The organism is Bradyrhizobium sp. Mp27, from assembly GCF_029953005.1.
Lineage (GTDB): Bacteria > Pseudomonadota > Alphaproteobacteria > Rhizobiales > Xanthobacteraceae > Bradyrhizobium > Bradyrhizobium barranii.
Genome location: NZ_JASAUS010000002.1, coordinates 1 through 23,677 on the forward strand (window position 1 = coordinate 1; position 23,677 = coordinate 23,677).

The following is a 23,677-nucleotide window of genomic DNA, read 5'->3' on the forward strand; positions in this document are numbered from 1 at the left end:
CTTGCGAGCCACCAGGTCAATCTTGTGGCTGCGCAGGAACCGCCAGACATATTGGACATCGACATCGCCCAGCGCCTCGGCCAGCAGGGGGCCGGTCCAGCGCGCAAACCCTTGCGGTGGCGGCTTATCCAGCAGCTTCAGAATCCGCTTGTCGGTCGTCTTCGTATAGATCGGCTGCTTGCCAGGCCGCGGCTTGTCTTGCAGCCCTTCAAGGCCATGGTCGGCATAGCGATGCCGCCAAAGGCTGACAATCCGCGGCTGGACCCCAACTTCCTTGGCGATCGACCGGGTGCTGCGCCCATCCGCCGCCAACAGAACTATCCGCGCCCGCTTCAAATCGCGCTGCAACGTCACCGGTGAGCGACAGCACGCCTCAAGCACCTTGCGATCTTTCCTCGAAAGGTGGACTTCTCTTGCTTCGGGTATCATCCCGACCTTGAATCACGACTCACGTTCCAAGAAAAGTGGGTACTAGAATGACTCGATTAGCCAAGAAAGGGATAGCAATTCGAGCGAAAGAGGCGCACCGTCCATGCAAACTTGATTGACGTCGGCGATACGCGGGCGGTAATCGAAGCAGTGCCGTCCGCAGTGCACCTGCGCTCCGCCCGCCCTGCAGCTCTTCCTCGAGATGGTAACGATTAATTCGGTCGATCCATCTGATGCTCAGGAAGCGAAGCGATGGCGTCCAGAGAGAGGCGCGTGTCGACCTTGAGGGGGATACGGCCGCGCCGAGCGCTTAGATGCGGCGGATGACTGTGGAGATCGAAAGCGCGACGTCCTGCTGGCGCTTGCCAGCCACATCGAGCTGCTCAGCATCTCCAATGAGCTTGCGATGCAGATCGCGCTCAGCCTCGTTGGCATTCTGGTGATGATCGGCTGCATCGGTGTTGAGCTCGATCGAGATCAAGCCGGGGAGACGACCATGACGGCATGAAGACCGCGACGTCTGTGGCCTTGGTAAGTGATATTTCATACGGAAAGATCGATCAAAGTCGACCCAGCGAGGTGAGACAACGGGCAAATTCAAGATAATGGTCGCACGCATCGAGATGATTTCACCGAACGAACGAGGCGAGGACATCCGTTTGACGTTTCAATTCGAAAGCCGTCAGACCAGTTTTGCCTTGCCAATCTTCCTGAACTCTTGCGAATTCGACGACACCGAAATCGTCGAGGTCGCTCGAAGCAAGTTATATGACGTCTTCTGGCAGCTGTGCAGTCAGTGCGAGGATTGGCAGTTGTCGGACGCCGAGCGTCGCGAGCTAGCAAAGATCAACGTGCGGCCTGCCCGATAAGGTCGATTAGTCCGCGAATCAAAAAGCTAGTCGCCGCTTTAGCCACTCCTTCCGTTTGGGATGTCGGTAGTTGTAGCATTCTGCCGCCACTGCTCTCCTGCTCACCGTCATTCCGACAAAGGGAGAATCTGCTGCCTCAGGTTTTGATGGACTGATCCTCCCCGCGAAGGCTGCTTCCTTATTTGGAAACGTCCGCCAAGCTATTGGAATTGCTGGAGGCCGTTTTTGGCCTTTTTTCCAAACGCGCATTGAAGTCGTTGAAGAATCGAGCGGATTTTGATTCCGCCATTCGGAGGTTCGATCCCTCCCGCCCCAGCCAGATGCTCCGCTTCCCCTGAAATTCCTCACGAAACCGGCCTGGCTGTGGAGCTGCTGCACAGCTCTGCGACACATCACTGCTGCACAGGTGTCGTGATCCCATGGCTGCGCATATTTTCCGGAGGAATGCTGTGTATTACTGGCGCCGCCGTCCACCGCGGCCGCTTGCCAGTTTCTTTTCTTGTCCGCATCTTTTTCTGAGCTTGAAGACGACCAGCCGCGCGACGGCGCGGCGCCTGGCCGTTCAACTCGACCTGATCCTGGAAGATGCAGCGATGCTCGCTGAACGCGACACTCTCGATCTGTCTTCGTCTCAAATTGAGACAATGCTGCGTGCCGTGGTGACCAACCATTTGGGCAAGCTGGAGCGCGTCGCCACTGCGGCCAAATGCGCCCCCGATTTCGACGTCCGACGGGCGCGTCTGGATGACAAGAAGGCCTTTTGCCGCGGCGCGCGGCGCGACGGCCCTTGCTGGTGCAGGTCAGCATGCCGATCAAATAGCGCTGTGGCGAATGGGTCTGAAACTGGCCCATCGGGTGATGTCGCCGTGTCGGGGCATCGCGGACTCTCGCGAGTCCGTCAGCTCGGCAGCTTTAGGGGCATCGGCCTAGATTGCGCCATCCACGATGACTTCTATGAGCTCCGGTCCGCGTCGTTCGATCGCCGAAGCCAGAATGCTCCGAAACTGATCGCCTTCGCTGACACGAGTGGCGCGAACACCCAACGACCGGGCGAGACCCGTGAAGTCAACGGATGGCTTGCGGAAATCCATGCCGACAAAATGGTTGGTTCCATGGAACGCCTGCAGGCGCTGCTTGATGATCCGGTATCCTCCATTGTTCACGAGCACAACGGTGAGTGGCAGGTCGTGGTGCGCGGCCGTCCAGAGCGATTGTATCGAGTACATCGCGCTTCCGTCTCCCGAATAGCAGACCACTGGTCTCTCGGGATTTGCGAGACTGGCTCCGACAGAGGCTGGAAGTCCCCATCCGATGCCTCCGGAGGCCATCTGGTGGTAGCCGTATCGGTCGCGGTGACCTTTCAAGGCCGCCATGTAGCGCGATGACGTCAGGCCTTCGTCGACCAGGATCGCGTTCGCGGGGAGGGCATCGACAACCTGAAGTGCCAACCAGTCGGGATCGATCGGAACGGCGTCCTTTCGTCGCGAGATGTCCTGTACAAGCCTGTCGCGGTTCGCCGACCAGTTCGCTGACTTCAGGCTTTCGATACGATCTGAAGCAAGCGTGGCCAGAGGCGCCCCTCCCGTCACCTCGATCGCGGGCACAAGAACGCGCAGGGTTTCTCGCACGTCGGCTTTCAGGGCGATCTCGGCTGGGAAGTTCTTCGCAAGATCGTTATCAACCAGGCCAATCTGGATAATCGGCATTCCGCGAGGCAGAGGTTCGTGCGCGCTGTGGACCGACATCCGAACCGGGTCCGAACCGAGCACGATCAGCAGATCATGCGCTCCAAGTATCTTGGTAGTCTGCTGCTGATCGCGTGGCAACGCTCCCATAAAGCAAGGGTGGTCAGAAAGGAAATGGGCGCCATAGGCGATGGTCTGCTGATAGACCGGGCAGCCAAGTCGCGATGCGAACAGGGCGGCTTCGTCGAGAGCATCGCTCTTTACGATCTCGTCGCCGACTACGACGACTGGGCGGTGCGCCGATAGTATCCGTTGAACAAGTTCGTCCAGCACCTCCCTGGAGGGAGCAACCCGTGTATCGACGCGCGTTGACTGACCGGGCTCGATGTGGGTCTCCGCATTGAGGATATCACCAGGTAGCGAAATGAAGACCGGTCCGGTAGGCGGCGTCGTGGCGATCTTGGCGGCCCGGCGCACGATGCGCGGAAGATCTTCGAGCCGCGTCACCTCTATCGCCCATTTGACGAGAGGTTCGGCCATCTGGACCAGCGGACCGTAGAGAAGCGGCTCCATGAGCCCATGCCCATGTTCCTGCTGTCCCGCGGTCAGGATCATTGGCGTACCGGTGAACCTGGCATTGTATAGCGAACCCATGGCGTTGCCGAGGCCGGGGGCGACGTGAACGTTGCAGGCAACCAGTTGCCCCGAGGCCCGGCTAAAACCGTCGGCCATCGCGACGACCAGACTTTCCTGCATCGCCATCACATAGGTCAGCTCCGGATGGTCCTTCAACGCATGCATGATCGGCAATTCGGTGGTTCCCGGATTGCCGAACAGATGCGTAATTCCTTCATCCTTCAGCAGGGACAGGAAGGCGGAGCGACCGGTCGTGCGATTCATGATCCTGGTTCTTTCTGTTCATGGCCTGCCGCAATGCGTCGTCATCATCAGAGATCGGTGGGTGGCAGGCGAAAAAGAGCCCCGGCTTTTTCAAGACGGGGCCCAAGTCTGGGAGGAAAGTTACTTGCCGAGCCAGACTTTTGGGGCCTGCAAGGCGACCTGAGCGGCGCGGGACTCGACCTCCGCCTGGGTGATCGAGCTGACAGGATGATCGATGACAACAAGGATCAGTCCTTGCATGCCGAGCGCCGTACGCGTGAGCTCGGTCTCGCGTTCGAACTCGGTCGTGATGATGGCGGCCGCCGGAATGCCGAGCTTCTCGAGGGCGACAGAATCCCGGATACAGCAGGAGCAGCAGGAGCCACAGTCACCGATCGCGGTCAGGACGAGATCGTTGTTTGCTGCGATCTCGGCGATCATTTCCGGCGCCGCGTCCTTCGAGAAGCTGTGCTTCACGTAGTAGTTCACCTTGGCGAAATTCACGCTCTTCTCGAGGGCGGCGGTTGACGTGCGCAGGATCTTGTTCGCGTTCCACTTTGAATTGTCCAGAATCGCAAGCCGGAGACCGTCAAGCTTCTTCGCCCGGGCGGCGATCGGCGTATTCGCGGACTCCACGATGCCGCGAGGATCGAACACGCGAACCGAATTGGCGTCTGTTACCTTCATCAACATTTCAATCTCCTCCTTCTCGTTTTACAGCGCGCACACGCCGTCGGTGCAGCCGTCGTCTGCCGGACCCGACGCGGGATTGATGGGCTTGAGGACCGGCGTGCTCATGTGGCCCCAGCCGGGAATGAATGCAGAGAAACGACCGGCGTGCCCACCCATGATGAACAGGTGGATGTTGTCGGCCGAAGGGACGATCGGGATGCGGCTGTCGGGATCCCGCTTCAGCCACCTGGGCAAGTTGCGGTTGTAGACCTGGCCGTAGCGATGATCGCGGGAGATTGCCCTGAAGGCGTTGCCAGAGTTCATCCAGAGATAATGGCGGATGTCAGAGCGGGTCCAGCCCGCCTTGGCGATCGTCCTGGCATGCTCGAGACCCAGTACGACTGTGCAGTGTCCACCTAGAACCGCGGAGTTGGAGGCGATCGTGCTCATCGCCGAGCACATCGTATCCAGAATGCCCTCCGGGTCGTTGCATTGGTGGTCGGTGACGCTGTGCGGCGCTTCGGCCGCGATCGCGAATACGGTCGAATCCATGGGGCTGAACCCATGCTCGACGTGATACGGCGCGAATGGGCTGTCGGTCTCGTTCTCCGCAACGCAGTAACTGTACTTGCCCGGATGGCCGAGCGTGCTCTTGTCGAAATCCGGCGGCCAGCCGCCGCCGACGTTCAGCATGATCAGGCGGACGGCCCGGCCAATCGTCGCATTGGCGCGATTGCCGGATCCGAAGACATTGGGACCGCCGTTCATCCCGACCTCGGCCGCGAGCGGTCCGTTGACGACGATGAGCGGCGACGCGACGTGGGTGGTCGCCTGGACGCCGTTCAGGTTGAAAGCACGGTCGGTGAGCGCCAGCATGGCAGCGCGGACAATGGAAGCATATTCGGGACGGCAACCCGCCATCACCATGTTGATCGCGAGGATCTCCCGTGTGAGAGCACCCCAGCGCGGCGCGACCTTGCATTCGACGAATTGGGGATCGCCGCCCAGGGCGGCTACGACCGCATCGATCTTGTCCTGGGTGGGAGGAACGACGGGAAGGCCATCAGACCAGCCGCGTTCGAAGTAAAGCTCGATGAGATCAGTGCTGGTCGGGACGGTCTCGACGGCAGCGGATGCGCTGCCCTGTTCCAGTGTCTGAAGTGCCATTTTCTCGCTCCGGCTGTTTCAACCCGGAGCTCACCCTAGGCTCAATCCATTCTATGCCAAGAAAATCCTGATAGCCATGATTGATACGAGATCAGTATAAATGAACTACGGCTTGTTCCAGGACGACCGCAGGAGTGACATCAATCCGGCCGCAGCGGGAGACGGCTCCCTTTCCCTGAGGGTTATGACCCCAAGGTCGCGTGCGAGAGGCCGTCCTCGAACGGGCACGGCGCTCAGCTCCTTTCCGAGAAAGCTTGCAACTCCGCTCTTCGGAGCAATGGCAAGCCCGATCCCCGCTCTCACGAAGCCGAGCATCGTGGCGAACTGGGATACCGTGACGACGTGGTTCAAGGTTAGTCCGATCGACGAAGCCGCGCTGTCGATGACGCGCCTCGTTCTGGAATCGCTCGGAAGCGAGACCAGGGGCGCACCCTTCAAGTCGGACAGAGCAAGGCTCTTCTTCTTCGCCAGTTCGTGATGGCGCGGAAGTACGACCGTGAACTCCTCCTTGCCGAGCGGGACTGACATGAATGGATCCGGAAGATCATCGAGATAAGTGATGCCGAAGTCTGCGGCACCGCTGCGCACGTCTTCCATGACCGCACCATGAACACCATCCCGGACATGCAGTTCGATACCTGGATGGTCGAGACGATATGCTGAAACGAGTCCCGGCAGCTTTCCGTTCGCGACCGACATGATGCTTGAGATGATGATCTGACCTCTCCTCTGGTCGGACAGCTCACGCATGCTGCGGATGGTGATCTTCAAATCGTTCAGCATACGTGCCGCGACGCCGACAAACTCCTTGCCCGCGGCAGTAATCTGCACCGAGCGAGTGCTGCGATCGAACAGCTTGAGTCCGAGCACTTCCTCTACGTGCTTGACCGTGCGCGTGACAGCGGGCTGGGAGGTCTTCAACAGCGCAGCCGCAGCAATGAAGCTGCCGTATTCGGCAAGCGCCAAAACCGTCTCAAGTTGACGCGAGGTGAGATCGGGGAGGCCGGAGCTGCTCATTTGATTTATGCCTGTTTTGCAATTATCGATGGTATCAGAATTTCATTGATATAACCACCCATTCGTTGGACCGTCGTCGCACCAGCAGCTTGGAGCGACAGATGGGTCAATTGGAACGAGCACCGCGTCCAAGCACGTCCTATCCCCAATTTCGATGGGACGACGCTTTCCTGCTTGAGCAGCAGCTCACGGAAGACGAGCGGATGATCCGGGATACAGCGCGCGCCTATGCCCAGGAAAAGTTGTTGCCGCGCGCAACCGAGGCCTACCTCAATGAAGAGACGGACCGCGAGATCTTTCGCGAGATGGGTGAACTCGGCCTGATCGGCGTCACCTTCCCGGAGGAGTACGGCTGCGCGGATGCGGGCTACGTGTCGTATGGCTTGGTGGCGCGCGAGATTGAGCGGGTGGACTCAGGCTATCGCTCGATGAACAGCGTCCAGTCCTCACTCGTGATGTACCCGATCTATGCGTACGGCGACGATGCGCAACGGAAGAAGTTCCTGCCGAAACTTGCCTCGGGCGAGTGGGTCGGCTGCTTCGGGCTGACGGAACCTGACGCGGGATCCGATCCGGGCGGGATGAAGACGCGTGCCGAAAAAGTCCCGGACGGTTACCGGTTGACCGGCTCGAAGATGTGGATCTCGAACTCTCCCATCGCGGACGTCTTCGTCGTCTGGGCGAGGTCGGCAACCCACGACAATCAGATTCGCGGGTTTATCCTCGAGAAGGGAACGGCGGGCCTTTCAGCACCGAAGATCAACGGCAAGCTCTCGCTTCGCGCCTCGATTACGGGCGAGATCGTCATGGACGGCGTGGTCGTTCCCGAAAGCGCGCTTTTGCCCAACGTCTCCGGTCTCAAGGGGCCTTTCGGCTGTCTCAACCGGGCGCGCTACGGCATCTCGTGGGGCGCGATGGGGGCTGCGGAAGACTGCTTTCATCGTGCCAGGCAATACGTCCTCGACCGCAAGCAGTTCGGCCGGCCGCTCGCGGCCACCCAGCTGGTGCAGAAGAAACTCGCCGATATGCAAACCGAGATTGCGCTGGGCTTGCAGGCATCCTTGCAGGTGGGCCGCCTGATGGATTCGCGCCAGATGGCCCCGGAGATGATCTCGATCGTCAAGCGTAACAATTGCGGAAAAGCGCTCGACATCGCGCGCGTTGCCCGCGACATGCACGGTGGCAACGGGATCTCCAGCGAATTCCAGGTCATGCGTCATGCCCAGAATCTGGAGACGGTGAATACCTACGAAGGCACCCACGACGTGCATGCGCTCATTCTGGGGCGTGCGATCACCGGCATCCAGGCATTTTCGTGAGGCGACCATGAAACCGTGCCTAAGCGGGTTGCGTGTTCTCGATCTGAGCCGAATTCTCGCCGGTCCGTGGGCAACCCAGCTGCTCGCTGATCTCGGCGCGGAGGTCATCAAGATCGAACGACCGGGCGAGGGGGACGATACTCGCGGCTGGGGGCCGCCTTTCGTCACGGGGGACGGCGAGGATGATCTTTTCAGTGCCTATTATCTCGCGGCAAATCGGGGCAAGAAGTCGGTCTGCATCGACTTCAGCAAACCGGAAGGACGCCAGATCGTCTGCACGCTGGCGCGATCTTGCGATGTGGTGGTCGAAAACTTCAAGGTCGGTGGCCTGAAGCGGCTCGGACTTGATTACCAAGCCCTCTCACAGATCAATCCGAAACTGATCTACTGTTCAATCTCCGGCTTCGGGCAGACAGGCCCGTACAAGGACAAGCCCGGCTACGATCTGCTGGTGCAGGCCATGGGCGGGCTCATGAGCATCACCGGCGCGGCCGACGGTGAGCCAATGAAGGTCGGGGTCGCCGTCGCAGACATCTTCACGGGGCTGTATGCGACGGTTGCGATCCTTGCGGCCCTTAACGAGCGCCGGACCAGCGACGTAGGTCAGCATATTGATCTTGCGCTTCTCGACGTCCAGATCGCGACACTCGCCAATCAGGGAATGAACTTCCTGGCTTCTGGCAAGGCGCCGGCGCGGCACGGCAACGCTCATCCAAACATCGTGCCGTATCAGGCCTTCGCCACATCCGACGGCCACATCGTTGTCGCAGTCGGCAACGACGCACAGTTCGCACGCCTTGTGACAATTCTCGGTGTCCCCGAACTCTCGAGGGATCCGCGTTTCCAAAGAAACGCGGATCGGGTGAGAAATCGCAAAGAGCTGATCGCGATCGTGGCCGGCAAGATTCGGTCGTGGACGAAGATGGAGCTTCTCCAGGCTCTCGATGACGAGAAGATCCCGGCCGGACCGATCAACGAAATGCACGAAGTGTTTTCGGACCCGCACGTCGTGGCGCGGGGCCTCGTCGTGGAACAGAGCCTGTTCGCCGGAGGGCCGTCGACGAGAATGATCGGCAATCCGATCCGGTTCTCACGGACCCCGATCGAGTACGGCCAGGCGCCGCCGCGGCTCGGATTTCACACCACCGAAGTCGTACAGGGCGATCTCGCGATGCCGGAGTCCGAACTCAACCGGTTGGTGGAGCAGGGGATCATCTCAAGCAGCAACGCCTGAACCCGCCAAAGAAGCGGAAGCGTAGAACGAATAGAAGTGAGGAGAAATGACAAGGATCGAGATTTCGCGTCGCAAGGCGCTCGGCGCTATAGCCGGCGTGTTGGCGCTACCGGCCCTCGCAAGAGCCCAGTCGGTCACCGAAGTACGCGCCATCATCCAGTACGGCGTCTCGTATCTCCCGTTGATGTTGATCGAAGAGGAGAAGCTCCTCGGTGCGGCACTCGCCGAGCTGGGAGAGCCGGGCGCCGAGTTGAAGCTCCAGAGGGTTAGCGGCTCGACGGCCGTCAACGAGGGACTCCTCGCCGGGACAGCGGACGTGGGCGTGATGGGAGTCCCATCGCTGCTGATCATCGCAGAGAAGACGCGTGGTGGCGTCAAGGGACTGGCCAGTTGCTCATCGTTCCCTATGGTGCTCAACACGGTCGTCGACCGGATAAAGACAATTGCGGACTTCTCCCCGCAAGACCGCATTGCAACGCCGGCCAACACCTCGCCCCAGAATCTCTGCCTTCGCATGGCCGCGGAGAAGTTCTTGGGCGATCCGAAGAAGCTGGATACCAATGTTGTGGCGCTGCCGCATCCGGATGCGATGTCCGCCATGCTGGCGGGCACCGAAGTGTCATCGCATTTCACCAACGCGCCATTTGCCCAGTTTGAAGCTGACGACAAGCGGGTGCACAGGGTGTTGAGCTCCGAGGATATCCTTGGCAAGCCTTCGACCTTCGTCTTGCTCGCAGCGAACGCCCGCTTCGTCGACAGAAATCCGAAGGTCTCACAGGCGATGGTCACCGCCATGGACGCCGCGATGAAGCGGATCAAGGAAGACCCCGCCCGGGCGGCGGCGCTTTATCTCAGGCTCGAGCCATCGAAATCCATGAACGTGGAGTACGTCGAACGCATCCTGCGAGATCCCGAGAATGTGTTCAGCGTGCCGCCCGGCGGCGTCATGACATACGCGGATTTCATGCAGAGAACCGGCCAGATCAAGTCAAGACCGGCCAAATGGCAGGACATTTTCTTTCCGTTCATCCAGGAAAGACAGGGAAGCTGACGATGAACATGATCAATCAGCCCCAGATCAAGCAGGCGTACGGCGCGAGCGACGCGAAACCCGTATTGAGCCTGAAGAACGTGACGCTGCGCTATCGGACGGACGCGAGCATCGTCACGGCGGCCTATGATGTGAGCTTCGACGTATATCGGGGCGACAGGTTCATTCTGCTGGGCGCCTCCGGTTGCGGCAAGTCTTCGTTGCTCAAAGCGGTCGGCGGCTTTCTCGCTCCCGCAGCCGGAGAGATCAAGCTCGATGGTCGCGTCATCGATGCTCCGGGCCCGGACAGAATGATGGTCTTCCAGGAGTTTGACCAATTGCTGCCGTGGAAGACGATCCTCGAGAACGTTGCTTACCCCATGCAGAAGTCCAGGAAATGGCCTTCCGCCGAAATACTGGACCGGGCGCGGCTCTTTACCGCCAAGGTCGGTCTGGAAAAATTTGGAAACGCATATCCGCACACGCTATCGGGTGGCATGAAGCAGCGGGTCGCGATCGCGCGGGCGATGGCGATGGAGCCGAAGATCCTTCTGATGGACGAGCCGTTCGCCGCACTCGACGCCTTGACCAGACGAAAGATGCAGGACGACCTTCTCGAACTTTGGAGCGGAACGCATTCGACTATTCTGTTCGTCACGCACTCCATCGAAGAGGCCGTGATCGTCGGGTCGCGCATTCTGGTGCTGACCCCGCATCCGGGCCAGGTTCGCGCCGAAATCAATGCGCATCAATTCGCCTTCGCCGATCTCGGAAACGCGGATTTCGGAAGCCTTTGTTCCCGCATCCATCAAATGCTCTTCACGCCCTGTCCGCGGCATCCGAAAGGACGGTAAACATGGCCACAACCGAACAAAAAGCGGCTCTGGCCTTCGTGCTTCCCCCGGTTCGCGATGAGTTCGAACTCCACAGCGTCATCGAGCCCTCGGCGGATGTGGAATGTCCTCTTCCGTTGCACGAGCGCATCCTGCAAAGCACGCTCGTCCGTCGACTCGTCGTGGTCGGGCTCCTTGCCGCTGCGTGGGAGGGGTACGCCACCTACCTGGACAATTCGCTGATGATGCCGCGCCTTTCCGAGGTCGTCGTCGCGTTGGTGTCATCGCTGGTTTCCGGCGGCCTCGCGATGCGCATTCTGCTGACCATGAAAGTCCTTGTGATCGGTTACGCGGCCGGAATCACGGCCGCGGCGACGATTACGATCCTGGCGTCCACGACGCGCTTCGGTAGCGACGTATTGTCGACACTCACCTCAATGTTCAATCCGCTGCCCGCCGTCGCGCTGCTCCCGCTTGCGCTGCTCTGGTTCGGCCTTGGCATGGGCAGCCTCGTCTTCGTGATCATAAACTCCGTACTATGGGCGGTTGCCTTGAGCACGCACACTGGGTTCCAGTCGGTCAGCGAAACGCTTCGGATGGCGGGCCGCTGCTTCGGCCTGAGAGGCCTTTCTCTCGTAGCCGAGATCCTGATACCTGCGGCGCTTCCGTCCATCCTGGCCGGCCTCAAGATCGGCTGGGCCTTCGCATGGCGCACCTTGATCGCCGCCGAGCTTGTATTCGGCGTCAGCTCGGGGCAGGGCGGCCTTGGCTGGTTCATCTACGAGAATCGCAACAACCTTGAGACCGCGAACGTATTTGCCGGGCTTCTGTGCGTCATTCTGATCGGCCTCTTCGTCGAGAGCGTGATCTTCCGGACGATTGAGCGCAAGACGATCCGGCGTTGGGGAATGCAGAAGTTCTAGTCAAAACGAGGACGATAAAAATGACCGAGCACCGGACGGACGTCATCATCCTGGGCGCAGGCCCGGCCGGATACACGGCCGCGATCTACACCGCGCGCGCCAGCCGTCGGCCGATACTCCTGACCGGCATGCAGCCGGGAGGACAGTTGGTGACGACTACTGACGTCGAGAACTATCCCGGGTTCGCTAACGTTATCCAGGGGCCATGGCTCGTTGAGCAGATGCACGCGCAGGCCGAGCATATGGGAACGCGCATCATGAACGATCACATCGTCTCGATCGAGACCGGGTCTCGCCCCTTCCGCCTGATCGGCGACAGCGGTGACCACTATATCTGCGACGCACTGATCTACGCGACCGGCGCGCAGGCCAAATGGCTGGGTATTCCGTCCGAGGATACATTCCGGGGATTTGGAGTGTCGGCTTGCGCCACATGCGACGGCTTCTTCTTTCGCGACAAGCGGGTGGCAATCGTTGGCGGTGGAAATACCGCCGTAGAGGAAGCGCTGTATCTCGCTAATATTGCCAGCTCGGTTACCGTGATCCACAGGCGCGACACGCTGCGCGCGGAACGCATTCTTCAAGAGCGCCTGTTTGCGCATCCCACGATCAACATTCGCTGGAATAGCGAGGTGGCGTCGATTGTAGGCGAGAGTAACCCCACGAAGGTCGATGGTGTGGTCGTGAAGGACTGCACGAGCGGAACCGCGGATCGTATCGCGGTCGATGGCGTCTTCATTGCCATCGGCCATGCACCGGCAAGCGCCTTGCTGGATGGCAAGGTCGAATTGCATCCTGATGGGTATATCAAGGTGAAGCCGGGTACGACGACTACAAGCATACCTGGCCTGTTCGCGGCCGGCGATGTCGCGGACGGCATCTACCGGCAGGCGGTGACGGCCGCGGGATTAGGTTGCATGGCTGCGCTGGAGGCTGACCGTTTCCTCACGGTTCATGCGAGTTCGAACGTTGAGCCGCGAAAAGCGATCGTCGCATAAACTCGCAACGCTTTGGATTGAGGTCCATTATTCCGCGCCTGGCCGCCAGTTCCGCCGCGACTCACTTGCATGCGAAGTTCGTGGTGGAGCTGCAGAGGTGCGGCTTCAAGGGTGACTGCTCGGTCGGATATGGCGAACGACTGGCGCTTTCTACCGATAACTCGATTTATCAGCGTCTGCCTCAGACGGTCGTCTTTCCGAAAAATGGTGGCCGACAGCATGCTGGAGATCTGGCAGGCCGACGCGCAGGGTCGGTTCTCCGATCCGCAGGACAACCGCGCGCTGCCCAACAGCTCGTTCAAGGGCTTTGGCCACGCCTTCGACACCATCAAGGCGGGCTCCGTGCCTGATCCAGCCGGCAGGCCGCAGGCGTCGTATCTCGGGCTCGCGGTTTTCGCGCGCGGCACGCTGTTGCAGCTCTACACCCGGATCTACTTCGACGATGAGGCCTGCAACGCCAGTGATCCCGTATTGGCGCTGGTGCCGCTCGACCGTCGTGCGACCCTGATCGCGAAACGCAAGTCCGGATCAGGCAACGCGGCCTACGCGCTCGACTTCCATTTGCAGGGAGACGACGAGACTGTGTTCTTCGAAGTTTAGCGATGGAGAATCGATCAGACGGAGACTGACGAACTCGTCGCAGCCCGCGGTCACCAAGTGGTGGATCGGCTCTCGTTTGTCGCGGGCCAAAAAGGGACGAAATTATAGAATCGACCCTTGTTACCGCATCATCGAGCGGCGATGCCGGGCCGTACAGGGTGCTTCAGTGATGGGCAGCGTGGCGTAGTCAACAGGTGTTCTAATATGAGTGTGTTTACCTCGGCCGCGCGGTTAATTGGCGACATGTGGTCGGCATAGGGTATCGTGCGGTGTCGAGCGACAGGAATTGCGTTGGCAAGAAGCCGGGTTATCGCGCGCGACGGCGCGGGCGAGTGCGAGCCGCACAGAATGAGTGTAGGGACGTCAATCTCCGCATAGGCCGTAAGCGGCGTGTTATTATCTTCAACAAGACTCCAGAAGTGATGTGCAACGTGGACGGCGACCTGCGCAAACTGGGTTTTCTTCTCGTCTGGCAGCATGTCCCAACTATCAACGCCGCCCCAGTAGACTATGAAGGCTTTCATGGCCCTCAGGTAGTCGCCGCAAATGACTTCGCGGCTGACGGCTTCCGCTACTGCCCGGATCTCATCGATGTATCGTGGGTCCAGCTCATTCAGAACATGAAAGCAGCTCGGCTCGACAAGCGTGAGCGAAAGCAAGCGGTCAGGGTGGCTCAATGCAAACTGGAGCGCGACAGCACCACCATAGGAATGGCCGACGAGATGGAACGGAGCACCATCGGGGCAAACGTCCTGAATGGCTCTCGCCTGCTCCGAAAGATGTAGCGGACCGGAGCCATGCCAGCGGTGCTGATGGCCGTGCCCCCAAAGATCGATTGGTCGGGGCTCGAAGCCGACGAGTTGCTCCGAGAGCGATCTCCATTGCCGTGCGGAGCTCGCCGAGCAAGGAACCAGGACAACACGCTCACCGCCGGCCGGCTTTTCCATCAGCATCACGTCCTCATCTTTGGTTTGGTCCGTTTGGTCGCCTCTTTGGTTGGCGTCTACAATGATGAACAGAGTGCGCTACAGAAGAGTTGCGGCCATCGGGACCTGCGTTACTCGTGTAACGAAGGAGTGGGATGTACGGCCGCAGCGCCTTGATCGAGTCGGCGACCATCACGGTTCTGACCGAGCCCTCGTGGCGACGAGCCGTTCAGCCTTGAACTGGGGCAAATTCCTGTCCATCCCAACTTCTTACAAGGGTACGTCCATAGTGATCAATCAGACTCGAGAAACGACCACTTGCACATCTTTGGCCGCGTTTGACATGCCAGAAGGCAAAATCTCTTGGCATTGGATCGACTTCACGTGCCCATTTTGTTACGTCGCTCGAAGCTGCAACGAGAGTCTCGGTGGATAGGGGTTCACGGCGATCGAGCTGCCGTTTCAGGCTAGAGCAGGAAGCGTGCGATGCAGGCTTGCCGTTACGTTGGCCGCCGCGACTTCCTAATAGCCGTTATGCGCTCGAGATTGCCGAATGGGTGCGGCGACAGCATCCGATCGCGACGTGTGAAATCGTTTCGCCAAGTCGTCTCACATCTGAAATATGTCTTTGATCGTCTTGGACCGCGAGGATGGGTCGACCTATCGTCTCTATCAAGAAGGGAGAACGACTCTTGGTCAGTCTCCAGTCGAGGCGATACCGAGCAGCTGCTTCGATCTTGGACCGGCAGTCCGGGTTGTTGTACTGACCGGCCGGGAAGCCGCCGCTAGACGGTCGGCCGCTCTGGCGCCCACCTGCCGAGGATCGAGCTTCTACAACATCGACCGGAGCCTGTGGGACCGCCGCCTTACATGGACGGCATGCTTCTCGCCTGCCTTCACGCGAATCTGGGCAGACCTGGAGAGCTCGCCGACGGATGCTTACAGACCTGCAAGAGCCTCCGGTCCCGACGGCGAAGGCGAATTCTTTGACACAGGGGTAGACCATGGACATGTCACGGCAACACGAACTCGCTGTCCTTCTCGCGAAGCTCCGCCGCGAGGGACGACAGCAGAGTGGCCTGGACGAGAGCCTTGTTCCTCCTGATAAGGAGACGGCGTATCGGATCGCCCGAATGGTGGAAGAAGCGCTCGGCTGGGAGGTTGCGGGCTGGAAGATCGCGGCGATGAACAGAAGGCTGCAACAACAGTTGCGGACGGACGCGCCCATCTACGGGCGCGTCTTCGGCACTCTTAAGTCGTCGCCGGCGACGGTCGAGCACGCAAGGCAGTGCAGTCCGATTCCGGAGGTCGAATACCAGGCCCGCCTGGGTGCAGACCTTCCGCCGCGAGAGAAGCCGTACTCGATGGAGGAGGTGACGGAGGCCGTTGTCTCCTTGCATCCAGGCATCGAACTTTCGGAATGCCGCTTTGTGCATGATGGCGCCTTTCCGCCGCTGACGGCGATCCTCGCCGATGGTGCGGGCTCGGGCGCCATCGTCTTCGGACCTCCGATCGAAGATTGGCGCAGGCGAGACGTAGCAAATCAGGAGGTCGTCCTCACGTGCAACGGTACGCAGCGCCGGAAGGGGATTGCAGCGGAAGCGCTGGATCATCCCATGGTGCCACTGACATGGCTCGCGAACGAACTGTCGCGTACTGGAATTGGCCTGAAGGCCAGCCAGATGATCAGCACCGGTACGCTAACGGGCATGCTACGGCCGAAGCCAGGCGAGACCTACGTGGCCGACTTCGGCCCGTTCAACAAGGTGGCGGTGACCTATGCGTGACCATCCCGATCCAAATGACGAACAGAGGTCTTCCGTGAGGCCAACAGCAAGATCGCCTTTCTTCGCTAGGTCCAGGCACTGTCCCGAACGGGGCGCAGTTCAACGTCAGTGCTAAAAGCTATCAAGGAAGAACCCCAAAGATATTGGACGGCACGTTTGTCGGGATCAAATATCAATTATCCAGCGCCAGTTGGCCTCGACCAATGAGATTGGACCTGAATTTGAGTGCCCAGCCTGAAACGCAAGTCTTTGTGCCGATGCATGGGGACCCGATCGCCGATATTACCCCTGGGCTGGAGCTTCCACTTGGCATCGCCATCGGCTCCCGACAGCATCGCCCGCCCAATCAACGTTGCGAACGCGCAGCCCAACAATCAAGGGGATGCGACCGTCAATCCCATCTTCACCTGGGTACGCCTGGCCCAACGCATCCCGATTCGCATCCATATCGATGAAGTTCCCACGGGCATTGTGCTTACGGCTGGCATGACTGCGGCAGTACAAGTTGAACCGCGCAGCGGCCGGCCGATAGGTTCGCTGGGCGTAGAATGCTCTAGTAATTACGCCTGCTGCGCTCCGGTCAGAGCGCCATCGATCCTTTGAAGGGGCAGTTCGACGTGGCGGCAAGAAAATGTGATGATCAGCCGAGGACCGAGAACATCGGCCACATCATCGTGGTCGACGATGATCCGGAGATGCGCCAGATGCTGACCCGATACCTCGAAGATTACTTTGTGTCGGTGAAAGCTGCGTCAAGCCGGGCCGAATTGACCCCTCATCTTGAATGCTCCGAGCCCGGCCTGATCATTCTCGATCTCCGGCTCGGTCAGGACGATGGTCTGGATATCCTGAGGGACATTCGTTCGGATTCGGATATTCCGGTCATTATCATCACTGGGCATCATCCCGATGAAATCGACCGGATCGTCGGCCTCGAGCTCGGTGCGGATGACTATCTCCTGAAGCCGTTCAGTCTGCGAGAATTGCTTGCTCGCATTCGCGCGGTGCTGCGACGTCAGGAAATGGGACAAGCCGCCCGGATCCGCCATCCAGAGCGGGGAGGATATAGATTTCATGGCTGGCGGCTCGAGCGTCGCGGACGCAGGCTCGTCGACGCCAACGAAAAGTCGGTTGCTTTGAGCAAGGGCGAGTATGCGTTGTTGCTGGCTTTTCTCGAGTCACCGCAGCGACCGCTTTCGCGCGAGTATCTGCTGCGGGCGACACGGGTCCATGAGGATATTTTCGATCGCAGTATCGACGTGCAGATCTTGCGGTTGCGGCGGAAGCTGGAAGTCGATCTGGACGCGCCGGGGGTAATCCAGACCGAGCGCGGCGTCGGTTATGTTTTCGCGCTGCCAGTCGGGCGTTTCTAAAGCATAGCAATGGCGTTGACTTGCGCTAGTGCTATCCTCGCGCCGGCTATTTTGTGGACAAGACCCTTAGGGGGCACACCCGGGGCTGATGGGGTTTGCACCTCTACAAGCCAAGACGATCGAATGTAGTGATATAGAGACGCGCTAGAGGCGTGGGATTGGCTCAGACGAAGCCGAGTTGGTTCGATTTCGATGACGCGCCCCATACCATCCAAGCATATTACGAACGCGCGGTTAGATGGCACGCAGCGCGTGTCGCGGGGAATATGGAGAAGGCAATAGTGGCGAACCTTGCAGAAATCCATCCGCGCTTCAGACGCAAACTTGGTTTTGCCGAGGTGATTGCGGAATATAAAAGCGGCGTGGCGGGAGAGATAACGGGCCAGCGCAGCGATGCAATGTCCGAGCCCGGCAACCCCTTGGTATTCATCCTATTCAACAAGCCGGGGCCGACGTTCAGGTGTATCCCGAGTAGTTGCCGCGACCTCAAGGCTGGCGACGCGACTTTCACTGCGGCCGTTCACGAGGTTCATTCGTCCTAGGGCAATGCCACAAATGGCCCATCGCGTCATTGGCGGTGCGACGGGAATAAAGCAGCTTACGCGTTTGCCCGGCCACTTAAAACAAAATTCAGGATGCCTTGGGGGCGCTCAACGATTTTGTTGCGCACCGGGAGATGGTTGTCGATGCGGCGTTCAAGGCGCCGCGTCAGCACCGGCGTGCCCTTGCCTTTGCGTCCGGCGTGGTGCTTGGCCGTGAGGTCCTGGCCGTCGTTGCTACGGTCAAGTGCTTGCGGATGCGGCAGTCGCGTCAACCGGCGCGCTGTCGGCGACTTTGGCAGGCGCGAGGGAGGCCAGAAGGAACTCGGCTCCCGGGAGAGCACGGCATAAGCCGTCCAACCATCGCGCAGGGAAGGCCGAGTGATTGGCACCACCTGTATGCTGCTGTGCGGTTTCCTTGCGCTACCTTTCGCGCAGCGGACCGCGGGTGCGAGGTCAGCACCCGGCCTTCCCTGCGCCCTCTTGGCTTCGAGGGTGGAGAGATCAGGCAAAGCTCGGGCGAACATGCCGCGAGGACGCGAAGGTGTGTCTGCGACCAGGCACTCGCGGTCGTCGCCCGGCTTGACCGGGCGATCCAGTATTCCAGAGACGGCTGTGATTGAGCCGAGAGGCCGCGGCGTACTGGATTCCCCGCGACCCGGCTACGCTAAAGCTTCGGCGGCCCTGGACCTCAGCCTCGGCGAAGCCTTGGCGTAGCCGGGTCGCGGGGAATGACAGTGACACTTGGAGGACGACGCCGATGTCTCATACTCCGTCATTGCTTTGCTGCGCTCGCAACGACGTGGAGGGAGTGTGCGCCACAATGCTCCCGTGCTTGGTCAGCGCGTCCGGGAGACCGGAGGAAACGAGCCGCGTTTCAAAGAACGATGCCGCTGAGAAACTTTACGCAAGCGCCGGCGATCGCATCCGCGCGAAACTTGCGCGTTCCATCACGTCGCGAACTCCCGCGTCATCCCTGGCTCGCCATGCGCGCGCGGTCGAGATGCCCCTCGATCTTCGGGCGGTCGCGGGTGCGCTCGAAGCTGGTGCAGAGGAGCTCGGTCTCCTCGAGGGAAACCGGGGCGCGGTACAGCCGGCACATGAATTCGGCGCTCGCGCGTCCCTTGCCCGTGCCGGGACTGCGTTCGGCGAGAAACATGCAGTCGCGGCAGATGCTGGCATCGAGCCGCTGATGGGCCGCGTCGAGATGATTGAGGATCTCGCGCAGCGAGTCGCGCAGCCTGACGCATTCGTCGGTGCCGAGAGACGTGACCGCGTTTACCACGTGATTGATCGGGTCGTGCTGGCTCAGGCATTTCTCGCCTTGCGCGGTGACGTGCAGCACGACGGACCGCTTGTCCTCGTGCGACGGCTTTCGCACCAGGAAGGACTTGGCTTCCAGCGTCTTCACGATCTGCGATGCGGTGGCGCGGGTCGCGCCGATGAAGCCGGCCAGCGCGGACGGCGTGCGCGAGAACCTGTTGGCGCGGTGAAGAAAGCGCAGCGCCATCCATTCCCGGTCGCGCAACCCGTGCTGATTGCCTTCGAAATACCAGGCTCTGGCCGCCTGAACCAGCAGCTCGACGGCCTCGCGTGCCAACGGCATAAATTCCTACCTTGCCCCGGATATCACGTCTGCGGCGCCCCGAAGCCGCCTTCCGTCGTTGCGCACCAGTCCTTCGCGAGAAGCCGTACCAACCACAACATCCGACACATGCGCAGAGCCAGGCTCTCGCGCGAAAGCACGGACTGTTCTGCCGCCGAACTCGACAGATGGACCCTGCGAGATACGGCGCGAGAAGCTGTGTCGATGATGGTGTGCCAATCGTGGCGTCGTCGAACGAAAGCCCGAGTTGCCGTCACAGCCGGACGATGGATCGGTATTGTTCAACCGTAGCCCCTGAAGTTCAAGTCACACGCAGACGTTTCTTGTATTCCATCGAAACGATGAATGAGCTTCTCAACAAAATCAAGTAGAGACGCTCCCGAAGACTGGCTGTCGCTCGAAGCGATTGTAACGTTCAAGACAATCTCGTTCGTCAGGACACATGATGGTGATCGCAATACGCAGTGTAACAAGCTACTTGCACGCAAATGTGCGACGGTTTGATTGCACGCCTGCTGCTGTTTCGCCGTTGATGCAAATTGATGGAAGCTTGTGCATGACGGTGACGCGCAGCGGCGCGTCATCCACAACTTGTGCGATCCGTCACAGAATCGCCAATGGAACTCGTAGGGATTGCACGCAACGGTTGTTGTGGTAATGACGGCGAGACGGGTCCGCCGGATCGCTTTCGCCTCGGCGGCGCGATCTCCGCCGAACGGCTGATGCACGCGCGCGACGGACGGCGGCAGTCGGCAACGGGTGCGCATGCGCCGGAGGCGTAGCGATATGCGTGATCGACTGCCGCGATAATGAGCAGGTCGGCGACGCTGGTCGCGCCCGGCTAGTCGCCCTTGAGCATGTCTCGCAGCTCGCGGAATGGATCGGCGCTCGGCCCTGCCGAAGCGTCCTGCCGCATGGCGCTGTAGATTTTCGGGACCATGTCGACGGCCTGGTCGAGGCCCGAATCACGCCCCGACTGATATCCGCCCATCAGGCGAAGGTCGCGGGTGTCCTCGTATTTGGCGATCATGGTGCGCAGCTTGCTCACCAATTCGCGCTCCTCGGGGTCCCAGACGTTGTGGGCGAGGCGGGAGACCGAGGCCAGAACGTCGACGGCGGGATAGCGCGCCTGGTCGGCGATGTGCCTGGAGAGCACGATGTGGCCGTCGAGGGTGCTGCGGATGGTGTCGGCGATCGGCTCGTTGTGATCGTCGCCGTCGACCAGCACGGAGAAAATGCCGGTAATCGTCCCGGATCCGTCCTCGCCGGGGCCGGCGCGCTCCAGCAGGCGGGGCAGGTCGGTGAAGACCGTCGGTGCGTAACCGCGGGCGACCGCAGGCTCGCCGGCGGCGAGGGCGACCTCGCGGGCGGCATGGGCAAAACGGGTGATCGAATCGACCACCAGCAGGACCGATTCGCCCCGGTCGCGGAAATATTCGGCGACCGCCATCGCGGTCTTCGGCGCCAGCCGCCGCATCATCGGGCTTTCATCTCCCGTCGATACGATGGTGATGGCGCGGCTGCGGTTGGCGCCGAGCACGTCCTCGATGAATTCACGCACCTCGCGGCCGCGTTCGCCGACGAGCGCCAGCACGACGGTGTCAAAGCCCTGGCTGCGGGCCAGCATCGCCAGCAGCGTCGACTTGCCGACGCCGGAGCCGGCAAAGATGCCGACGCGCTGGCCAGCGCAGATCGGGGCGAACAGGTCGATGACGCGCACGCCGGTGCGCAGCGGCTTGTGGACGCGCGCCCGTTTCATGGCCGCCGGCGCCTCGGCTTCCGCCGAGACGGTGCGCGATCCCGGGGTGAGGGGACCTTGTCCGTCGAGCGGCGCGCCGAGCGCGTTGATGACGCGGCCCTTCCAGCTCGGATCGGGCGCGAAGGACAGTGGCGGCATCCGGTAGGCGACCGAGCCGAGGCCGCCGGCGAACTGCCGGTCGAACGGCTTGGCGATGATGCCCTCGCTGTCGATCCGCACCACCTCGCCGATCTGGGGCTTGCCGCCGGAGTTGACGCCGATCAGCTCACCAAGCCTGACGAAGCGCGACAGGCCGGAGACGCGGAAATGCGTCGGAGCGATCTCGGAGATCGCGCCGCTGACGCTGGCCAGGGGAGTGCTCTGCTGAAGCTCCAGCAGCGCCCACTCGAGTTGCCGAAGAGCGTTCAAGGAAACCGTCCACCCTCAATGCGCATGCAGCGCAGTCTATTTGCCCGGCTCGCCCAGCGTCCGGATTGCGTTCTGGAGTGAGCTCTCGGTGCCCTCGATCATCGAATTGGTGCCGTCGAAGGCGCGCGAAGCCGCGATCAGCTTGGTCAATTCCATCATCGGATTGGCGCCGGAGCCCTCGACATAGCCCTGCTTGAAGCCGTCGCGGGAGAAATCGGCGATGGCGGTCGCGGGCCGGTCCGGCGTGACGCCGGAATTGCCGTAGCGCTCGAGATTGGCATCGGCGGGAATGTTGAACAGGCCGATGGAGCCGATCTCGTTGTTGTCCTGGGTGATCGCGCCGCTGCGGGCGATCGCGATCGGTCCGCCGTTCGGGTCGAGCGTGATCTGCGCGCCGCCGGCATCGATCACGGGGAAGCCCGACACGGTCTGAAGATCCCCGTTGGGGGCGATCTGGAGGCGGCCGTCGCGCGTATAGACCGTGCCGTTCGGGCCGGCGAAGGCGATCCAGCCCTGTCCGACCACGGCGACGTCGAGCGGGTTGCCGCTCTCGGTGATGCTGCCCATCTCGCGCGAGATGATGTTGTCGCCGGGCGAGGAGAAGGCGACCGGGTTCGCGCCGGCCTTCGACAGCACGGTGTCGAACTTCACGACGTCGGTGCGGAATGCCGCCGTGTTGACGTTGGCGACGTTGTTGGCGATCGTCTGGAGGCGCTTTTCGAGAGCGACCTGCGCCGACAATCCCACATAGAGAGCCGATTGCATGATTTACCTATTGAATCGGATGTTCTGAAGCGTCGTGAGCATGTCGGTATCCAGGCTGACCGACGTCGACGACGCGCCGGCGATCAGGACCAGCGCGGGGTTGGTCGAGGTGTCGCTCTGGGCTTGGGTCGCATCCCACATCGCCGCGAAGCGCTGCACGAATTTGGTCACCTTGGTCGGATCCTGGAAATCGGTGAGGTCGATCTTGTCCGTGATCATCTTGGCCTGGGCGTCGATGTCGGACGAGCTGATCGTCGACGACCAGCCCATGGCGGTCTGGACCACCTGCGTCAGCGCCTTGTCGGCGAGGATCTGGTAGGAGGTGCTGATGGTAGAGGCCTTGCGGGTGAAATAGAGCGCCAGCCGCAGACCCTCGTTCTGGTCGCCGGCCTTCTCCTCCATCGTCTGCGTGACGTATTGGGTCGCCGTACCGGTGGTGGCCGCGGCGGTCTGGGTCGCTTTGTCGCCGAGGGCGGCGAAATTGAAGGCGGCGGCGAATTGCCGGTAGCGGGTGTCGGTCAGCTTGTTGGCGAAGCTCTTGGAGTCGGAGACACCCTCGGTCAGCACCTTGCGCATGAACGCCTTGGCATAGGTCATGTCGCTGAGACCAAAGGCCTTCATCGCGTAGGAGTAGAGGCGATAGTCCTTCAGGAAGTCGTCGATCGTCTTCACTTTGCCGATATGGCTGAGAAAATAATCGGTGTCGCGGCTGACGTCCGGCTGGGCCGCGACCTGCGTCAGCGATTTGCCCATGTCCTTGGTCAGTCTGGTGTAGTCCGCGATCGTGGATAGCATGGCACGCGCCCCTCTGGCCGCCGTTGCGACATTGTCTCAAGCTGCCGCCAATTGCTTGCGCGGG

At 60.8% G+C, this 23,677-nt stretch carries 21 protein-coding genes and 3 pseudogenes; 12 read left to right on the top strand and 12 right to left on the bottom strand.

The annotated features are described in order from the left end of the window. Window positions 1–429 (bottom strand): annotated as a pseudogene (locus tag QJT78_RS01545) (IS630-like element ISRj1 family transposase); the annotation flags it as partial. A gap of 310 nt (window positions 430–739) precedes the next feature. Then, window positions 740–1,048 carry a hypothetical protein gene (locus tag QJT78_RS01550; RefSeq protein WP_155258058.1) on the bottom strand — a complete coding sequence of 103 codons (309 nt, stop codon included), beginning with the start codon at window positions 1,046–1,048 and terminating at the stop codon, window positions 740–742. Between QJT78_RS01550 and QJT78_RS01555 the strand changes: the two genes are divergently transcribed. Beyond that, a complete protein-coding gene (locus tag QJT78_RS01555; protein WP_038944227.1) occupies window positions 1,035–1,298 on the top strand; it encodes a hypothetical protein in 264 nt (87 codons plus the stop codon). The genes QJT78_RS01550 and QJT78_RS01555 overlap by 14 nt on opposite strands. Window positions 1,299–2,224: 926 nt before the next feature. On the opposite strand, the gene QJT78_RS01560 is transcribed toward QJT78_RS01555, so the two are convergent. The 4 genes from QJT78_RS01560 to QJT78_RS01575 all read right to left on the bottom strand — a co-directional run bounded on the left by QJT78_RS01560 (window position 2,225) and on the right by QJT78_RS01575 (window position 6,718). Continuing rightward, window positions 2,225–3,886: a thiamine pyrophosphate-dependent enzyme gene (locus QJT78_RS01560; protein WP_028152955.1), complete on the bottom strand. Its 1,662-nt coding sequence runs from the start codon at window positions 3,884–3,886 to the stop codon at window positions 2,225–2,227. A 117-nt stretch (window positions 3,887–4,003) separates the two neighbouring features. After that, window positions 4,004–4,555, bottom strand: a complete 552-nt coding sequence (locus QJT78_RS01565) for a UGSC family (seleno)protein (RefSeq protein WP_202801353.1) — start codon at window positions 4,553–4,555, stop codon at window positions 4,004–4,006. 21 nt (window positions 4,556–4,576) lie between these two features. After that, on the bottom strand, window positions 4,577–5,701 hold the full coding sequence (locus QJT78_RS01570; protein WP_038944229.1) for a hypothetical protein: 1,125 nt from the start codon (window positions 5,699–5,701) through the stop codon (window positions 4,577–4,579). A gap of 105 nt (window positions 5,702–5,806) precedes the next feature. Next, window positions 5,807–6,718 (bottom strand): LysR family transcriptional regulator, encoded by a 912-nt coding sequence (locus tag QJT78_RS01575; protein WP_028152952.1) that lies wholly within the window; start codon window positions 6,716–6,718, stop codon window positions 5,807–5,809. A gap of 101 nt (window positions 6,719–6,819) precedes the next feature. Here QJT78_RS01575 and QJT78_RS01580 point away from each other — a divergent pair, with 101 nt between their 5' ends. The 7 genes and pseudogenes from QJT78_RS01580 to pcaG all read left to right on the top strand — a co-directional run. Next, the gene (locus QJT78_RS01580; RefSeq protein WP_038944230.1) at window positions 6,820–8,037 is read left to right on the top strand and encodes an acyl-CoA dehydrogenase; all 1,218 of its coding nucleotides are present in this window, start codon (window positions 6,820–6,822) and stop codon (window positions 8,035–8,037) included. A 7-nt stretch (window positions 8,038–8,044) separates the two neighbouring features. Then, the gene (locus tag QJT78_RS01585; RefSeq protein ID WP_028152950.1) at window positions 8,045–9,271 is read left to right on the top strand and encodes a CaiB/BaiF CoA-transferase family protein; all 1,227 of its coding nucleotides are present in this window, start codon (window positions 8,045–8,047) and stop codon (window positions 9,269–9,271) included. A 46-nt stretch (window positions 9,272–9,317) separates the two neighbouring features. Continuing rightward, window positions 9,318–10,322 carry an ABC transporter substrate-binding protein gene (locus tag QJT78_RS01590; RefSeq protein ID WP_038944232.1) on the top strand — a complete coding sequence of 335 codons (1,005 nt, stop codon included), beginning with the start codon at window positions 9,318–9,320 and terminating at the stop codon, window positions 10,320–10,322. Between the two features lie 2 nt (window positions 10,323–10,324). Further along, window positions 10,325–11,155, top strand: a complete 831-nt coding sequence (locus QJT78_RS01595) for an ABC transporter ATP-binding protein (RefSeq protein WP_049807823.1) — start codon at window positions 10,325–10,327, stop codon at window positions 11,153–11,155. A gap of 2 nt (window positions 11,156–11,157) precedes the next feature. Next, the gene (locus QJT78_RS01600; RefSeq protein WP_049807824.1) at window positions 11,158–12,057 is read left to right on the top strand and encodes an ABC transporter permease subunit; all 900 of its coding nucleotides are present in this window, start codon (window positions 11,158–11,160) and stop codon (window positions 12,055–12,057) included. A gap of 20 nt (window positions 12,058–12,077) precedes the next feature. Next, window positions 12,078–13,055: a thioredoxin-disulfide reductase gene (trxB, locus tag QJT78_RS01605; RefSeq protein ID WP_028152946.1), complete on the top strand. Its 978-nt coding sequence runs from the start codon at window positions 12,078–12,080 to the stop codon at window positions 13,053–13,055. Window positions 13,056–13,259: 204 nt separating this feature from the next. Next, a pseudogene (gene pcaG / locus QJT78_RS01610) lies at window positions 13,260–13,655 on the top strand (protocatechuate 3,4-dioxygenase subunit alpha); the annotation flags it as partial. A gap of 128 nt (window positions 13,656–13,783) precedes the next feature. On the opposite strand, the gene QJT78_RS01615 reads toward pcaG, so the two are convergent. Further along, on the bottom strand, window positions 13,784–14,608 hold the full coding sequence (locus QJT78_RS01615) for an alpha/beta hydrolase (RefSeq protein ID WP_080586708.1): 825 nt from the start codon (window positions 14,606–14,608) through the stop codon (window positions 13,784–13,786). Between the two features lie 977 nt (window positions 14,609–15,585). Here QJT78_RS01615 and QJT78_RS01620 point away from each other — a divergent pair. The 3 genes and pseudogenes from QJT78_RS01620 to QJT78_RS01635 form a co-directional block, all read left to right on the top strand. After that, entirely contained in the window at window positions 15,586–16,368 is a 783-nt protein-coding gene (locus QJT78_RS01620; protein ID WP_038944236.1) for a hydratase, read from the top strand. 617 nt (window positions 16,369–16,985) lie between these two features. Beyond that, window positions 16,986–17,741 carry a response regulator gene (locus tag QJT78_RS01630; protein WP_049807825.1) on the top strand — a complete coding sequence of 252 codons (756 nt, stop codon included), beginning with the start codon at window positions 16,986–16,988 and terminating at the stop codon, window positions 17,739–17,741. Window positions 17,742–18,058: 317 nt separating this feature from the next. Further along, window positions 18,059–18,184, top strand: a pseudogene (locus QJT78_RS01635) (peptidase M14); the annotation flags it as partial. A 155-nt stretch (window positions 18,185–18,339) separates the two neighbouring features. On the opposite strand, the gene QJT78_RS01640 reads toward QJT78_RS01635, so the two are convergent. Then, window positions 18,340–18,555: a hypothetical protein gene (locus tag QJT78_RS01640; RefSeq protein ID WP_028152941.1), complete on the bottom strand. Its 216-nt coding sequence runs from the start codon at window positions 18,553–18,555 to the stop codon at window positions 18,340–18,342. 695 nt (window positions 18,556–19,250) lie between these two features. Next, window positions 19,251–19,886 carry a MarR family transcriptional regulator gene (locus QJT78_RS01645; protein ID WP_028153455.1) on the bottom strand — a complete coding sequence of 212 codons (636 nt, stop codon included), beginning with the start codon at window positions 19,884–19,886 and terminating at the stop codon, window positions 19,251–19,253. A gap of 617 nt (window positions 19,887–20,503) precedes the next feature. On the opposite strand from QJT78_RS01645, the gene QJT78_RS01650 reads away from it, so the two are divergent. Beyond that, window positions 20,504–20,668: a hypothetical protein gene (locus QJT78_RS01650; RefSeq protein ID WP_155258109.1), complete on the top strand. Its 165-nt coding sequence runs from the start codon at window positions 20,504–20,506 to the stop codon at window positions 20,666–20,668. Window positions 20,669–20,727: 59 nt separating this feature from the next. On the opposite strand, the gene fliI is transcribed toward QJT78_RS01650, so the two are convergent. Genes fliI through QJT78_RS01665 form a run of 3 tightly spaced genes read right to left on the bottom strand, consistent with a single transcriptional unit; the run spans window position 20,728 to window position 23,613 of the window. Continuing rightward, the gene (gene fliI / locus QJT78_RS01655; RefSeq protein WP_028153456.1) at window positions 20,728–22,053 is read right to left on the bottom strand and encodes a flagellar protein export ATPase FliI; all 1,326 of its coding nucleotides are present in this window, start codon (window positions 22,051–22,053) and stop codon (window positions 20,728–20,730) included. A 36-nt stretch (window positions 22,054–22,089) separates the two neighbouring features. Continuing rightward, entirely contained in the window at window positions 22,090–22,818 is a 729-nt protein-coding gene (flgF, locus tag QJT78_RS01660) for a flagellar basal-body rod protein FlgF (RefSeq protein WP_028153457.1), read from the bottom strand. 3 nt (window positions 22,819–22,821) lie between these two features. Then, window positions 22,822–23,613, bottom strand: a complete 792-nt coding sequence (locus tag QJT78_RS01665) for a DUF1217 domain-containing protein (protein WP_038944237.1) — start codon at window positions 23,611–23,613, stop codon at window positions 22,822–22,824. Window positions 23,614–23,677: the final 64 nt, after the last annotated feature.

Coding starts and splice junctions, on each gene's coding strand:
- QJT78_RS01555 (WP_038944227.1), top strand. CDS start 1,035: ATGGTCGCACGCATCGAGATGATTTCACCGAACGAACGAGGCGAGGAC.
- QJT78_RS01550 (WP_155258058.1), bottom strand. CDS start 1,048: ATGCGTGCGACCATTATCTTGAATTTGCCCGTTGTCTCACCTCGCTGG.
- QJT78_RS01565 (WP_202801353.1), bottom strand. CDS start 4,555: ATGTTGATGAAGGTAACAGACGCCAATTCGGTTCGCGTGTTCGATCCT.
- QJT78_RS01570 (WP_038944229.1), bottom strand. CDS start 5,701: ATGGCACTTCAGACACTGGAACAGGGCAGCGCATCCGCTGCCGTCGAG.
- QJT78_RS01575 (WP_028152952.1), bottom strand. CDS start 6,718: ATGAGCAGCTCCGGCCTCCCCGATCTCACCTCGCGTCAACTTGAGACG.
- QJT78_RS01580 (WP_038944230.1), top strand. CDS start 6,820: ATGGGTCAATTGGAACGAGCACCGCGTCCAAGCACGTCCTATCCCCAA.
- QJT78_RS01585 (WP_028152950.1), top strand. CDS start 8,045: ATGAAACCGTGCCTAAGCGGGTTGCGTGTTCTCGATCTGAGCCGAATT.
- QJT78_RS01590 (WP_038944232.1), top strand. CDS start 9,318: ATGACAAGGATCGAGATTTCGCGTCGCAAGGCGCTCGGCGCTATAGCC.
- QJT78_RS01595 (WP_049807823.1), top strand. CDS start 10,325: ATGAACATGATCAATCAGCCCCAGATCAAGCAGGCGTACGGCGCGAGC.
- QJT78_RS01600 (WP_049807824.1), top strand. CDS start 11,158: ATGGCCACAACCGAACAAAAAGCGGCTCTGGCCTTCGTGCTTCCCCCG.
- trxB (WP_028152946.1), top strand. CDS start 12,078: ATGACCGAGCACCGGACGGACGTCATCATCCTGGGCGCAGGCCCGGCC.
- QJT78_RS01615 (WP_080586708.1), bottom strand. CDS start 14,608: ATGCTGATGGAAAAGCCGGCCGGCGGTGAGCGTGTTGTCCTGGTTCCT.
- QJT78_RS01620 (WP_038944236.1), top strand. CDS start 15,586: ATGGACATGTCACGGCAACACGAACTCGCTGTCCTTCTCGCGAAGCTC.
- QJT78_RS01645 (WP_028153455.1), bottom strand. CDS start 19,886: ATGCCGTTGGCACGCGAGGCCGTCGAGCTGCTGGTTCAGGCGGCCAGA.
- QJT78_RS01650 (WP_155258109.1), top strand. CDS start 20,504: ATGGAACTCGTAGGGATTGCACGCAACGGTTGTTGTGGTAATGACGGC.
- flgF (WP_028153457.1), bottom strand. CDS start 22,818: ATGCAATCGGCTCTCTATGTGGGATTGTCGGCGCAGGTCGCTCTCGAA.
- QJT78_RS01665 (WP_038944237.1), bottom strand. CDS start 23,613: ATGCTATCCACGATCGCGGACTACACCAGACTGACCAAGGACATGGGC.